At 64.9% G+C, this 13116-nt stretch carries 13 protein-coding genes; 8 read left to right on the forward strand and 5 right to left on the reverse strand.

Annotation, left to right across the window (positions count from 1 at the left end):
- Window positions 1–97: 97 nt before the first annotated feature.
- The 4 genes from EL249_RS11510 to EL249_RS11525 all read right to left on the reverse strand — a co-directional run bounded on the left by EL249_RS11510 (window position 98) and on the right by EL249_RS11525 (window position 4468).
- A complete protein-coding gene (locus tag EL249_RS11510; RefSeq protein WP_040530491.1) occupies window positions 98–940 on the reverse strand; it encodes a carbonic anhydrase in 843 nt (280 codons plus the stop codon).
- A gap of 296 nt (window positions 941–1236) precedes the next feature.
- Window positions 1237–2052 (reverse strand): carbonic anhydrase, encoded by an 816-nt coding sequence (locus EL249_RS11515; RefSeq protein ID WP_005672178.1) that lies wholly within the window; start codon window positions 2050–2052, stop codon window positions 1237–1239.
- Window positions 2053–2170: 118 nt separating this feature from the next.
- Window positions 2171–3304, reverse strand: coding sequence for a PilT/PilU family type 4a pilus ATPase (locus EL249_RS11520; protein ID WP_040530489.1), 1134 nt, complete (start codon window positions 3302–3304; stop codon window positions 2171–2173).
- 120 nt (window positions 3305–3424) lie between these two features.
- Complete coding sequence (locus EL249_RS11525) at window positions 3425–4468, reverse strand: type IV pilus twitching motility protein PilT (protein ID WP_040529606.1); 1044 nt, start codon at window positions 4466–4468, stop codon at window positions 3425–3427.
- A gap of 600 nt (window positions 4469–5068) precedes the next feature.
- On the opposite strand from EL249_RS11525, the gene EL249_RS11530 reads away from it, so the two are divergent.
- The 8 genes from EL249_RS11530 to EL249_RS11565 all read left to right on the forward strand — a co-directional run bounded on the left by EL249_RS11530 (window position 5069) and on the right by EL249_RS11565 (window position 12537).
- Window positions 5069–5779, forward strand: a complete 711-nt coding sequence (locus EL249_RS11530; RefSeq protein ID WP_005672170.1) for an autoinducer binding domain-containing protein — start codon at window positions 5069–5071, stop codon at window positions 5777–5779.
- 276 nt (window positions 5780–6055) lie between these two features.
- A complete protein-coding gene (locus EL249_RS11535) occupies window positions 6056–6769 on the forward strand; it encodes an autoinducer binding domain-containing protein (RefSeq protein WP_005672168.1) in 714 nt (237 codons plus the stop codon).
- 380 nt (window positions 6770–7149) lie between these two features.
- A complete protein-coding gene (locus EL249_RS11540) occupies window positions 7150–8163 on the forward strand; it encodes a metal ABC transporter substrate-binding protein (protein ID WP_005672167.1) in 1014 nt (337 codons plus the stop codon).
- Window positions 8160–9113, forward strand: coding sequence for a manganese/iron ABC transporter ATP-binding protein (locus EL249_RS11545; RefSeq protein ID WP_005672165.1), 954 nt, complete (start codon window positions 8160–8162; stop codon window positions 9111–9113). Before EL249_RS11540 ends, EL249_RS11545 begins: the two co-directional genes overlap by 4 nt.
- Window positions 9110–9967: a metal ABC transporter permease gene (locus tag EL249_RS11550; protein ID WP_005672163.1), complete on the forward strand. Its 858-nt coding sequence runs from the start codon at window positions 9110–9112 to the stop codon at window positions 9965–9967. The genes EL249_RS11545 and EL249_RS11550 overlap by 4 nt, the downstream gene beginning before the upstream one ends.
- Before the next feature lie 92 nt (window positions 9968–10059).
- Entirely contained in the window at window positions 10060–10932 is an 873-nt protein-coding gene (locus EL249_RS11555) for a metal ABC transporter permease (protein WP_005672160.1), read from the forward strand.
- A gap of 88 nt (window positions 10933–11020) precedes the next feature.
- Window positions 11021–11839 carry an alpha/beta fold hydrolase gene (locus tag EL249_RS11560; RefSeq protein WP_005672158.1) on the forward strand — a complete coding sequence of 273 codons (819 nt, stop codon included), beginning with the start codon at window positions 11021–11023 and terminating at the stop codon, window positions 11837–11839.
- A gap of 29 nt (window positions 11840–11868) precedes the next feature.
- Window positions 11869–12537 (forward strand): HAD family hydrolase, encoded by a 669-nt coding sequence (locus EL249_RS11565; RefSeq protein ID WP_005672156.1) that lies wholly within the window; start codon window positions 11869–11871, stop codon window positions 12535–12537.
- 149 nt (window positions 12538–12686) lie between these two features.
- Here EL249_RS11565 and rpsT read toward each other — a convergent pair whose 3' ends face one another.
- Entirely contained in the window at window positions 12687–12950 is a 264-nt protein-coding gene (rpsT, locus tag EL249_RS11570) for a 30S ribosomal protein S20 (RefSeq protein WP_005672154.1), read from the reverse strand.
- Between the last annotated feature and the right edge of the window lie 166 nt (window positions 12951–13116).

A 13116-nucleotide genomic window follows, 5' to 3' on the forward strand; every position in this document is an offset into this window, starting at 1 on the left:
GAAGCATTTTATCTAAACCCGACTTTCGAGGCCGTCCAAACCCCAGAACGGCCTCAAAAAAGGCCGGCACGAAGGCCGGCCCATGAAGCCCCCGGCTTCAGCGGTCGTCATCAACCAGAATCCGGGCGTTGAGCGGCTGCACCGGCCGGTTGTTCGGGCCGCCCATGATCTGTCCCAGGGCCTCGATCTGGGCCTTGCTGGCCTTGACCGGACTGGAGAACACCACCCAGGTCACGCCTTCGCTGCATGGGGGCGTGGTGAGCGATCCGTTGAGCCGGAAGTACGACAGCTTCTTCGGCAGCAAGGGACGGATGTCCAGCGGCTCGGCCAGCTTGCGGGTCTGGCCCTTGGACAGCGACTCGGCGACCAGCGGCGCCAGTGCCGGGTTCTCTTCCCCTTCCTGGAAGACCACGGCCAGCACGGCCAGCGCTCCATCTTCAGCGCCATGCACCAGGTGCAGCTCCAGCGGGAAATGCCGTCCCTTGAAGGTGTGCTCGCTGGGATCGTGGAAATGGAACTGCTTCAGCGTGAACGTGCGGCTGCCGATCTGCAGGGGCGGCTGGCTGCCCGCTGGCGTTGCCTGGAGGGTGTGGCCGTTGTTGACCAGCTCATAGCCCATGGGCTGATAGTCGACCTGCACCGCGTCCTTGTTCGACCGGATGGCGTCATCCTGATTCAGGTCCACGGGCGACTGGTTGCGCCCGATCGAACATTGGGAATAGTCGGCGCTCAGCTCGCCCCAGTAGGCCGGGCCTTCGCTGCCCCCGTAGGACCAGTGCGCCGGCTTGTCAGCCGGTTTCGAATCGGACGATGCGGCCGGAACCTGTCCCGGTGATGCTCCAGCCGCATCCGCCGCGGGCTGAGCCGTCTCTGCCATGGCGGCAGAAGACAGGAACAGTCCCGACAGCAGCAGGGGTACCAACAGTTGCTTGACGTGCATGATTGCCTTCCTCAAATTGGGGATGTGAATCATTTGCCGCCGGATTCATGCCATTCGGTTCCGGGCAGATTCCGTTCGGGCAATCAGCACTTTACACGATACAACTAATGTTTACGAATGTTTCGTCGCGTTGTTCGCGACCCGGGCAGTTACAGCCCTGACAGACGAGGTTCCGCCCCGGTGCGAACCATGTGCCCTGCCCGGAAACCAGGGCACCAGCGACCACGGCCGTTGCCGGCGCGTGGCTCAAGGGAAGACGGAAGCAGCACAGACAGCGCAGGGCGGCAGCCGCCGACTCAGCGCATCTCTTCGACCATCAGGCGCCGATGGGCAGGCTGCACCGGGCGGTTGTTGGGCTGGCCGATCAGGCGGGTCATCGCGTCGATCTGCGCCCGGGTGGCCTGCACGGGCTGGGTGAAGACGACCCAGTTGACCCCCTCGGTGCAGGGGGGCGTGGTGAGCGAGCCATTCAGCCGCAGGTGCGGCAGCCGGCGCGGCAGCAGCACCCGAGTGCCCAGGGGCTTGTCCAGCACGCGCCGTTGCCCTTCGGCCAGGGGCTGGCGCGTGAGCGCCGCCAGCGACGGATTTGAATGCCCTGGCGTGAACACCGTGGCCAGCACGGCCAGGGCGCCGTCGTCGGCTTCGTACACCAGCTGCGCTTCCAGCGGGTAGTGCCGCCCCTTGAAGGTATGCTCGCTGGGGGCACGGAAGACGATGTGCTTCAGCGTGTAGTCATGCCGGTCGATCCGGATCGGATGCTGGGTCTCGAGCGGCACGGCGCGGATGCCCCGCCCGTCGTTGAAGATCTCGTAGCGGATGGGGTGAAAGGCCACGCGCACGGTGCTGCGGCGCGAGCGCGTGGTGGCCTTGCCCAGATCCACCGGTGACTGGACCCACCCCCGGGCGCACTTGCTGTAGGACGGATGCAGCTCGCCCCAGTGGGCCGGGCCATTCTCGCCCTGGTAGGACCAGTCGGCCGGCCATTTGCCCTCCAGGGCCATGGCGGTGACTTCCGAGACCATGACGGTCTCGGGCGCGGCCTGTGCGGGCATGCCCGCAGACAGGATCAGGCCGGACAGCAGCAGGGAGATCGACAGGCGCGTGAAAGCCATGAGTGCCTCCTGATGGGTTTCACACCACTTTACACGGTTCCCCCCGCCCTGCCGAGGGCATGCCCGAAGAACGTGCGGCGCCGTGGTTTCGCTGCCAATGCCGCGGCGCCGCCCGGGCTCAGACGATGCCCAGCTTGCTGCTGGCCGCGGTGGGATCCTCGCTCCGGCGCTTGCTGTTGAGCTTGATGTTCAGGCGCAGGTCGTTGACCGAGTCGGCGTTGCGCAGTGCGTTCTCGTAGCTGATCTGCCCGGCCTCGAACAGGTCGAAGAGGTGCTGGTCGAAGGTCTGCATGCCCAGCTCGCGCGACTTCTTCATGATCTCCTTGATCTCGCTGACGCTGCCCTTGAAGATCAGGTCCGAGATCAGCGGCGAGTTGATCATGATCTCCACCGCAGCCACGCGCCCCTTGCGCCCTTCGGCCGGCACCAGGCGCTGCGAGATCACCGCCTTCAGGTTCAGCGACAGATCCATCAGCAGCTGCTGGCGGCGCTCGTCGGGGAAGAAGTTGATGATGCGGTCCAGTGCCTGGTTGGCGCTGTTGGCGTGCAGCGTGCCCATGCACAGGTGGCCGGTCTCGGCAAAGGCCACCGCATGTTCCATCGTCTCGCGGTCACGGATCTCGCCCAGCATGATCACGTCGGGCGCCTGACGCAGCGTGTTCTTCAGTGCGACGTGCCAGTCCAGCGTGTCGACACCCACCTCGCGGTGTGTGACGATGCAGTTCTTGTGCACGTGCACGAATTCCACCGGGTCCTCGATGGTGATGATGTGGCCGTGGCTGTGCTCGTTGCGGTGGCCGATCATCGCGGCCAGCGTGGTGGACTTGCCCGAGCCGGTGGCGCCCACCATCAGGATCAGGCCGCGCTGCGTCATCGACAGCTCGCTCATCACCGGCGGCAGGTTCAGGGTGGCCAGATCGGGAATCTCGCTCTTGATCACCCGCAGCACCAGGCCCGTGCGCCCCATCTGCGTGAAGGCATTGACCCGGAAGCGGCCGATGCCGCCCGGGCTGATGGCGAAGTTCAGTTCCTTGTTGGCCTCGAACTCGGCCGCCTGGCGGTCGTTCATCAGCGCCCGCGCCAGCTCGATGGTGTGCTGGGTGGTCAGCGGCTTGTCCGAGACCGGCACCATCTTGCCGCTGATCTTGAAGGCCGGCGGGAAGTCCACGGTCAGGAACAGGTCCGAACCGTCCTTGGCGATCATCAGCCGCAGCAGGTCGTACAGGAAGGCCGACGCCTGCTCACGTTCCATCAGGGCAGTCTTCTGGGCACCAGCGGCGGGACGTGCGGCGGCGGGTTGGGCGGCAGAGCTCATGTCAATGTCTCGGAAACGGCCGGCATGCGCAAACGGATCGTCATGCCGGCATCAGGCTTACAGCGGGAAGTTCTCTTTCACGGCAGCCGCGGCGCGTGCCTCGGCCATCGAGATGACGTTCTTGCGGACCAGGTCGGTCAGACACTGATCCAGCGTCTGCATGCCCTGCGAACCGCCGGTCTGGATGGCAGCGTTCATCTGCGACACCTTCGCCTCGCGGATCAGGTTCCGGATGGCGGGCGTGCCGATCATGATCTCGTGCGCCGCCACACGGCCGTTGCCGTCCTTGGTCTTCAGCAGCGTCTGCGAGATGACGGCCTTCAGCGATTCGGACAGCATGGCGCGCACCATGTCCTTCTCGGCTGCCGGGAACACGTCCACGATACGGTCGATGGTCTTGGCTGCGGACGAGGTGTGCAGCGTGCCGAACACCAGGTGGCCGGTCTCGGCCGCCGTCAGCGCCAGGCGGATGGTTTCCAGGTCACGAAGCTCACCCACCAGGATGATGTCCGGGTCTTCACGCAGCGCGCTCTTGAGCGCGTTGTTGAACGACTGGGTGTGCGGCCCCACTTCGCGCTGGTTGATCAGGCAGCGCTTGGACTCGTGCACGAATTCGATCGGGTCCTCGACGGTGAGGATGTGACCGTAGACGTTCTCGTTGATGTGGTTGATCATCGCCGCCAGCGTGGTCGACTTACCGGAGCCGGTCGGACCGGTCACCAGCACGATGCCGCGCGGCTGCATGGCGATGTCGGTGAAGGATTTGGGGCAGTTGAGCTGCTCCAGCGTGAGGATCTTGGACGGAATCGTACGCATCACCGCGCCGGCGCCCCGCTCCTGCACGAAGGCGTTCACACGGAAACGTGCCAGGCCGGGAATCGAGAACGAGAAGTCGCACTCCAGGCGCTCTTCGTATTCCTTGCGCTGCGAGTCGTTCATGATGTCGTAGATGAGGTTGTGCACCTCTTCATGATCCATCGCCGGCAGGTTGATCCGCCGCACGTCGCCATGCACCCGGATCATCGGCGGCAGCCCCGCCGACAGGTGCAGGTCCGACGCCTTGTTCTTGACCGAAAACGCCAACAGCTCTGTGATGTCCATGCCCAGAATCCCGAAGGGCCAGGATGGCGCGGCAGCCCCCGCAGGGTGCGCGACCCGCATGGTGCGCCCCTGCCGGCCGATCCCTGGCCTGCATTGTGTCCACGGCAAACCCGTGGCTTTCCAGCGGCCATACTAGGGGGAAAGGCGCCCTGCCCCGACATCGGGCTGGCGAACTTGCAGCGGGGGGCGACAGACGGCCATCCCGAGTGACACAGTTCCTCGCAGGCCGGCGGTCAGGACGTAAAAGGCTTTGCGGTGAAGGACGGGGATCGATGGCGTTCCTGCGTCTGACTCCAGGCCGGAAAACGTTCCGGCACAGGATCCGGCAAGCACGGTGCGGACGGAAGCAGGATCACCCGACCCGCAAAAATACACTTCAAAAACGCTTTGTTACACCAAGTTCAGGACTCATGGAAAATCATCCGACAGTCGCGGCACGCGATCGATATACTGGAATGATTGAAAACCCATGAGATTCTGATCGTGCACGAAGATGCGTCCTCGAAGAAGGGTCCCGGACATCCATGGCCCGGTCAGCCCTCGACAGTATCCCCGGCTTCTCCGACCGATCCCAGAAACCACTGGCGGCCGGACCCCGCCATGGACCGCTGGCAGGATGACCTGATCGGCGCCGTTTCGGGCGACAGCGCCAGCGAGCGTGAGGTGTTCGAGTGCATTCAGCGCGCCAGCCGTGCCCTGGGCTTTCAGCATGTCTCGTATGGTTTTCAGGCCCCCCTGCCCCTCAGCCGCCCCAAGTTCACTTGGCTGAACGATTACCCGGGCGACTGGCAGACGCATTATATGGATGCGGGTTATCCGGCCGTGGATCCGCGCATCATCCGGGCGCGGCAATCTTCCGAGCCGTTCATCTGGAACGAGACGCTATTTTCCGAGGTGCCGGAACTGTGGGCCGACCTGCAGGCACGCGGCATCCAGCATGGCTGGTCGCAATCGACGCTGCATGAACCCGGCGGCATCGGCATGCTGTCGCTGTGTCGCAGCACGCCCATTACCGAACAGGACCTTCAGACCCGCCTGCAGCACATGCAGTGGCTGGCGCTGCTAGCCCACAAGGCATTTTCAAAGCTCATTCGCGCCCGGATCGCCAGCAATGCACCGTCGCTGACGGAACGCGAGCTGGAGGTGCTGCGCTGGACGGCCGACGGCAAATCGGCGCAGGACATTGCCGAGATACTGCTGCTGTCCAAGAACACGGTGGATTTCCATATCCGGAATTCCATCAACAAGCTGGATGTTCCCAACAAGACCGCCGCGGTGGTTCGTGCCGTGCTGCTGGGGCTTTTCCAGTAGCGCGGCCGACGGCGTGTCGTGCCCCACTGGGCCCCAGTCCTGCCCTGCACGACGCATGCCCATGCACGCATGGTTCCGTGCGGAACACGCACCCATGAATCATGCCAATGGTCAGGCCGAATTTTGGTAGTTTTCTTTTCCTCCCATTTTTAACAGCATAAAGCTCCGGTGTTTCGTGTCTCCCGCCCCGCAGGGGCTGTGGAAGCTGGCCACGGAGCGCTCTCCGGACGGGAAGGTCCGGGCTTTCGGTGGGCACAGAACGACAGACACACAGACATGGACAAGTGGCAGGAGGAGCTGATTCGTCATCACGCCGACGAATCGACAGACATGCGCACGGTATTCAGCACGATCGAGAAAGCTGCGCATGCACTGGCGTTCGATCACGTGGCCTATTGTTACCAGGCATCATTGCCGGCCAGCAAGCCGCGCATCACGCTGATCGACAATTACCCGAAGGCCTGGCGGGCCCGGTATCTGGAAGCGGGTTATCTGGAGCAGGATCCGCGTCTTCAGTGCGGCGCACGCTCGCAGCGGCCGATCATGTGGACCGACGAGCTGTTTTCCGAAGTGCCCGCACTGTGGCGAGATTCGCACGAGCATGGCCTGTGCCATGGCTGGAGCCAGTCCGTGCAGGACGGTCCCGGCGGGATGGGCATGACGTCGCTGTCACGCACGCTCCCTGCCCTGTCTGCCCACGAGCTGAACGAGAAGTACGACCGCATGCAGTGGCTGGCCCAGATGACGCACACGCTGCTGTCGCGGATCATCCGCAGCCAGAATGCCGCCCGCGTGCGTCATCTGACCAGCCGCGAGATCGAGGTGCTGAAGTGGACGGCCGACGGCAAGTCCTCCCAGGACATTGCGGACATCCTCACGCTCTCGAAGAACACGGTGGACTTCCACATCAAGAACACCGTCCAGAAGCTGAACGTGCCCAACAAGACCGCGGCCGTGGTGCAGGCCGTGCTGCTGGGCCTGATTCACTGAGTCTTCGGCAGGACCACGCAGGCCCGTGGCCCGACGTGTGGCCGGACACTGTCCCCCGCCGCCAGCTGATCTTCCTTCCTCCGCGGCCGTCGCTGGCGTAGCACCGTGGATGCCCGGCGGGCCCCCCACCTCCAGCCCCTTCTGATCCCCTCCTGCTTCTGTCTGCCCTCGCCCTTCCCGGCCTGCCCTGCTTTCCGGATGGGCACCTGCCTTCTTCCAGCTGCCTGACAGGATCTATCCCGACGGCTTTACTCGACAAATAATAGTGATATATATTCTCACTCTCGTTTTACGGGGCGCCATCCCGCCCTTCGCGGATCGGGTGGCGCATCTCTTTTGATAGATGTAGAATATCAAGATCAATACCTTGATTGCACAATATGAACAGAGACACATTCGCAGGTGCGAACCACCGCGCCACTTCCCCTGCCATTGCATGCACCCGCTCCGCATCGCGCGGAACGTCGCGCCGCACCCTGCTGGGCGCCCTGTCGCTGGCCCTGGCCAGCATGGCCACTGCGGGCCTGATGCTGGGCAGCCAGCCGGCACACGCCGCCGATGCCGCCTCGTCGGCCCCGAAATTCAAGGTCGTCACCACCTTCACCATCATCGCCGACATGGCGCGCAACGTGGCCGGTGATGCCGCCGACGTGCAGTCGATCACCAAGCCTGGCGCCGAGATCCACGACTACCAGCCCACGCCGGGAGACCTGGTGCGGGCCCAGGGTGCGCAGCTGGTGCTGTGGAACGGGCTGAACCTGGAGCGCTGGTTCGAGCGCTTCTTCCATCGGCTGAAGAAGGTGCCGGGTGTGGTCGTGACCGAGGGCATCAAGCCCATGTCGATCACCGAGGGCCCCTATTCCGGCAAGCCCAACCCGCATGCCTGGATGTCGCCGGAAAACGGCATCATCTACGTGGACAACATCCGCGACGCCCTCATCCAGCATGACCCGGCCCATGCGGACACGTACCGCACCAACGCCGAACGCTACAAGCAGCAGATCCGGGCCACCATCGACCCCATCCGCCAGCAGGTCGAGGCCCTGCCGGCGCAGAAGCGCTGGCTGGTGAGCAGCGAGGGCGCCTTCAGCTACCTGGCGCGCGACTTCGGGCTGCGCGAGCTGTATCTGTGGCCGATCAACGCCGACCAGCAGGGCACGCCGCAGCAGGTGCGCCATGTCATCGATGAGGTGCGCAAGCATCACATTCCGGCCGTCTTCAGCGAAAGCACCGTGTCGGCCGCGCCCGCCCAGCAGGTGGCCCGCGAAACCGGGGCACACTACGGGGGTGTCCTCTACGTGGATTCGCTGAGCGAACCGGACGGTCCGGTGCCCACCTATCTGGACCTGCTGCGCGTCACTTCCGAAACCCTTGCCAAAGGCCTGTCTCATTGAACAAGGACGCTTCCGATCCCTCCCGCCTGCGGCCAGCAACGGCCGATGACGACCCCGCGTGCCGTGCCGGACTGGACGTGCGCGGGGTCACCATCACCTACAACAACGGCCATACGGCGCTGAGGGACGCCGGCTTCTGCACGCCCCTGGGCAGCATCACTGCCCTGGTAGGCGTCAACGGCAGCGGCAAGTCCACGCTCTTCAAGGCCATCATGGGTTTCCTGAAACCGGCGGCCGGCACCATCCAGGTGCTGGGCCAGTCGGTTTCGGCCGCCATCGGCCGGAACCTGGTGGCCTACGTACCGCAGAACGAGGAGGTGGACTGGGACTTCCCGGTGCTGGTGCAGGACGTGGTGATGATGGGCCGCTATGGCCACATGGGCTTCTTCCGCCGCCCGCGCCCGGCCGACCGCGAGGCGGTCGACCAGGCGCTGCAGCGCGTGCAGATGGACGAGCTGCGCCATCGCCAGATCGGTGAGCTGTCGGGCGGCCAGAAGAAGCGCGTGTTCCTGGCCCGTGCGCTGGCCCAGCAGGCGAAGGTGATCCTGCTGGACGAACCCTTCACCGGGGTGGACGTGAAGACCGAGGACGCCATCATCGAGCTGCTGAAGGCGCTGCGCGACGAAGGCTGCGTGATTCTCGTCTCCACCCACAACCTGGGCAGCGTGCCCGAGTTCTGCGACCGCACGGTGCTGGTGAAGAACACGGTGCTCACCTACGGCCCCACCGAGCAGGTCTTTACCCGCCCCAATCTGGAGCTGGCCTTTGGCGGCGTGCTGCGCCACTTCGACCTGCCGCATTCGCACGATGACGCGGGCGGCCCCCTGCCCGTGGGCATCATGACCGATGACGAGCGCCCACTGGTGCTGGTGGGCGGGCGTTCCGCCGTGCGCGGCAACCCGGACAGCATCACGGCCGTACCGTCGTCCGGCAGGAGAGATCCCGCATGAGCTGGGCGCTGCTGCTGGAACCCTTCGGCTATGCCTACATGACCAACGCCATGTGGGTGGCGACGCTGGTGGGCGCCGTCTGCGCCTTCCTGTCGTGCTTCCTGATGCTGAAGGGATGGTCGCTGATCGGTGACGCGCTATCGCATTCGATCGTGCCCGGGGTGGCCGGTGCCTACATGCTGGGACTGCCCTTCTCGGCCGGCGCGTTCTTTGCCGGGCTGATGGCCGCCGGCGCCATCGGCTTTCTCAACCGCCACACCCGTCTGAAGCCCGATGTGATCATCGGTCTGATCTTCAGCACCTTCTTCGGGCTGGGGCTCTTCATGGTGTCGGTCTCGCCCACGAGCGTCAACATCCAGACCATCGTGCTGGGCAACATCCTGGCCGTCACGCCAGGCGACATGCTGCAGCTGGTCATCATCGGCGCCGTCACGCTGGCGGTGCTGCTGCTGAAGTGGAAGGATCTGCTGGTCATCTTCTTCGACGAGGCCCATGCACGCAGTGTGGGCCTGCATCCGGGGCCGATGAAGCTGATCTTCTTCGCGCTGCTGGCCGCCTGTACCGTGGCCGCCATGCAGACGGTGGGGGCCTTCCTGGTCATTGCGCTGATCGTCACGCCTGGGGCCACCGCCTACCTGCTGTCGGACCGCTTCGGCCACGTCATCATCATGGCCACCGTCATTGGCGCCGTCAGCAGCTTCATCGGCGTCTATGCCAGCTACTTCCTTGATGGCGCCACCGGGGCCGTGGTGGTGCTGGTGCAGGCAGCCCTCTTCGCGCTGGCCTTCCTGTTCGCCCCCACCCATGGCCTGCTGGCCGCCCGGCGTCGGCGGCGTCAGGCCGTGAGCGGCTGACACCGGGGCCGCATCCAGCGGCCCGCTGTCGCCCTTCCCGTTTTCCTCATCCACCCGCCACTTCCTGCCCCTTTCCGATTCCCTTTTCCACCATGGACCTCGACACCCTGCTGCTTCCCCTGCAATTCGACTTCATGCGGGACGCACTGCTGATGGCAGCGGTGGTAGCCGTGCCCTGTGCGCTGCTGTCGTGCTTTCTGGTGCTGAAGGGCTGGGCGCTGATGGGTGACGCCATTTCGCATGCCGTCTTCCCGGGCGTGGTGATCGCCTACATGATCGGCATCCCGCTGGCGGTGGGGGCCTTCGTGGCCGGCATGGGCTGCGCGCTGCTCACGGGCTACGTGAACGAGCACAGCCGCATCAAGCAGGACACGGTGATGGGCGTGGTGTTCTCCAGCATGTTCGCCCTGGGGTTGCTGCTGTATGTCTGGGCGCGCAGCGAAGTGCATCTGGAGCACATCCTGTTTGGCGACGTGCTGGGCACCAGCCCGCAGGATCTGCTGGAAAGCGGCAGCATTGCCCTGGTGGTGGCCGGCTGGATCAGCCTGAAATGGCGCGACCTGATGCTGCAGAGCTTCGACCCGGTCCAGGCGCGCACGGCGGGGCTACCGGTACGCCTGCTGCACTATGCGCTGCTGGCGGCGGTGTCGCTGGCCGTGGTGGGAGCGCTGAAGTCGGTGGGCATCGTGCTGACCATCTCGCTGCTGATTGCTCCGGGGGCCATCGCCCGGCTGCTCACCCGCACCTTTGGCCGCATGCTGGTAGTGGCGGTGCTGCTGACGGTCGTGACCTCGCTGGTGGGCGTCTACCTGGCCTTCTTCCTGGACAGTGCGCCGGCCCCCACCATCGTGCTGCTGCTGGCCCTGCAGTTCATCGTGGCGCTGGGCATCGGCACGCAGCGGGAGCGTCGGGCGCAGGCCTCGCTCAGCCTTCCAGACAGGCTTCCAGCCCAGGAGCTACCTTAGGGATGCGCTCGGCGTCGGCCTGCTGACGGAAACTGGCAGCGGGCGTGGCTATCATGGTCTGATCGCTCATTCCCTCCGGAGCCCGGACATGCACACCTTCAATCATCGGGATGGCCAGCAACTGGACATCGACGGCGCACGCATCTATGTGGAGGAACAGGGCAACCCGGACGGGCCGGCGCTGCTGTTCCTGCCGGGCGGCTTCGACCAGATCGAGACCTGGAACCTGCTCACGCCGGGGCTGGCCGCCACGCACCGCCTCATCGGCATCGACAGCCGTGGGCACGGCCGCTCCACGCTGGGCCCGCGGCCGCTGTCCTACCGCCGCCTGGAAGAGGACGTGAAGGCCGTCGTGCGGCATCTGGGACTGACGCGCTATGGCGTCATCGGCCACAGCGATGGCGGCATCGTGGCGCTGCGGCTGGCGTCCGATCCGGCCAATCCGGTCACGCACATCATCCCCATCGGGGCCCAGTGGGAACTGCCGCCCGACGATCCGGCCCGCGACGAGCTGGCGCAGGCCACACCCGACTTCTGGCGGAAGCTCTTCCCGGGAACCCGCCAGACCTATGGCGTGGGCACCTACGAGGCACTGAACCCCGAACCGGACTTCGATACCTTTGCCCGGGCCGTGCTGGCCATGTGGCTGAGCGACGGCGAGGATGCCTATCCGGGCGAACGCATCCGTAACATCCAGGCCCGGACGCTGATCATCCACGGCGAGGAGGATCCCTTCGTCAGTCGCCCCCACACCCAGGCCCTGCTGGACCGGGTGCCGCACGCGAAGCTGCTGCACCTGCCGTTCACGGAACATTCGGCCCACGAAGAGCGGGTGGACTGGGTGCTGCCGGTGATTCGGGAATTCCTGGGGGTTTCAGACACCCTTGAAGAGCCTGTGAAAGAATAGGAGACGATCCACGCACAGGAGGGCTCACGATGTCTGAATACACGACGGTTCCATCCGGCAGCACGACGGCGACCGACACTGCGCCCACGGTCGACGCGGTGGTCTTCGACCTGGGCGGAGTGCTGGTGGACTGGAACCCGCGCTACCTGTACCGCAAGATCTTCAGCACCGAGGCCGAGGTGGAAGACTTCCTGGCCCGGGTCTGTACGGCGGAATGGAACCAGGAGCAGGACAGGGGCCGCCCCTGGGCCGAGGCGGTGAAGCTGCTGCAGGCGCAGTTTCCGCAGTATGCCGACGAGATTGCCGCCTACCACCTGCGCTGGCCCGAGACACTGAATGGCGAGCTGCCCGAATCGGTGGCGCTGCTGGAGCAGCTGCGCAGCGAGCCAGTGCGGCTGCTGGCACTGACCAACTGGTCGGCCGAGACCTTCCCGGTGGCGCGCGAACGCTTTGCCTTCCTGCAGTGGTTCGAGGACATCATCGTGTCCGGCGAGGAGAAGGTGATCAAGCCGGAGGCCGAGATCTTCGGGCTGCTGGTGCAACGCCATGGGCTGATGCCGGAGCGCACGGTGTTCATCGATGACTCGTTGCGCAACGTGGAGGCTGCCCGGGCACTGGGCTTTCGGGGCATCCACTTCACCGGGACGGATTCGCTGCGCAACGGGCTGCAGGCGCTGGGGTTACTGCAGCACGCCTGAGAAACTCGACAGAGCGAAAAGACAAAAAGCCGACACCCGCGCGCTACGGGAATCGGCTTTCCAAGTACGGGTGCAGAGGGAACAGACCCCGCTGCACTCAACCGGGTGTGCGGATCATCGGCCGGGCGAAGCCGGCCGACAAGGCACCATCAGGCCATGGCCTTGATGGCAGCCGACAGCCGGCTCTTGTGGCGGGCAGCGGCGTTCTTGTGGATGATCTTCTTGTCGGCGATGGAGTCGATGACGCTCATCGAAGCCCGGAACTGGGCCGCGGCGGCTTCCTTGTCGCCAGCGGCAACGGCCTTGCGCACCTTCTTGATGGCGGTACGCAGGCGCGAACGCAGGCTGCTGTTGTGGGCGTTCAGTTGGACTGCCTGGCGAGCACGTTTGCGCGCCGACGCGATGTTTGCCATGGAGCGGTTTCCTCTAGGAGCCCGAGGGCTCTGGTAGACAACGGGAACGACTGCGGGCCGCCCGGTTGCGTATGTTCACGATCGGGCAACACTGCCCGAAAACTAAGCTTATCATTATAGCGTCCGATCTTCGGTGCCTTCAAGTCTGCGACAGGACATGATGCGT

Source organism: Lautropia mirabilis, from assembly GCF_900637555.1.
GTDB classification, from domain to species: domain Bacteria; phylum Pseudomonadota; class Gammaproteobacteria; order Burkholderiales; family Burkholderiaceae_E; genus Lautropia; species Lautropia mirabilis.

What these genes read in the sequence shown, in the direction of transcription:
- EL249_RS11510 (WP_040530491.1), bottom strand. Translation starts at nt 940, where the DNA reads ATGCACGTCAAGCAACTGTTGGTACCCCTGCTGCTGTCGGGACTGTTC.
- EL249_RS11540 (WP_005672167.1), top strand. Translation starts at nt 7,150, where the DNA reads ATGAACAGAGACACATTCGCAGGTGCGAACCACCGCGCCACTTCCCCT.
- EL249_RS11530 (WP_005672170.1), top strand. Translation starts at nt 5,069, where the DNA reads ATGGACCGCTGGCAGGATGACCTGATCGGCGCCGTTTCGGGCGACAGC.
- EL249_RS11525 (WP_040529606.1), bottom strand. Translation starts at nt 4,468, where the DNA reads ATGGACATCACAGAGCTGTTGGCGTTTTCGGTCAAGAACAAGGCGTCG.
- EL249_RS11520 (WP_040530489.1), bottom strand. Translation starts at nt 3,304, where the DNA reads ATGGAACGTGAGCAGGCGTCGGCCTTCCTGTACGACCTGCTGCGGCTG.
- EL249_RS11515 (WP_005672178.1), bottom strand. Translation starts at nt 2,052, where the DNA reads ATGGCTTTCACGCGCCTGTCGATCTCCCTGCTGCTGTCCGGCCTGATC.
- EL249_RS11560 (WP_005672158.1), top strand. Translation starts at nt 11,021, where the DNA reads ATGCACACCTTCAATCATCGGGATGGCCAGCAACTGGACATCGACGGC.
- EL249_RS11565 (WP_005672156.1), top strand. Translation starts at nt 11,869, where the DNA reads ATGTCTGAATACACGACGGTTCCATCCGGCAGCACGACGGCGACCGAC.
- rpsT (WP_005672154.1), bottom strand. Translation starts at nt 12,950, where the DNA reads ATGGCAAACATCGCGTCGGCGCGCAAACGTGCTCGCCAGGCAGTCCAA.
- EL249_RS11550 (WP_005672163.1), top strand. Translation starts at nt 9,110, where the DNA reads ATGAGCTGGGCGCTGCTGCTGGAACCCTTCGGCTATGCCTACATGACC.
- EL249_RS11555 (WP_005672160.1), top strand. Translation starts at nt 10,060, where the DNA reads ATGGACCTCGACACCCTGCTGCTTCCCCTGCAATTCGACTTCATGCGG.
- EL249_RS11535 (WP_005672168.1), top strand. Translation starts at nt 6,056, where the DNA reads ATGGACAAGTGGCAGGAGGAGCTGATTCGTCATCACGCCGACGAATCG.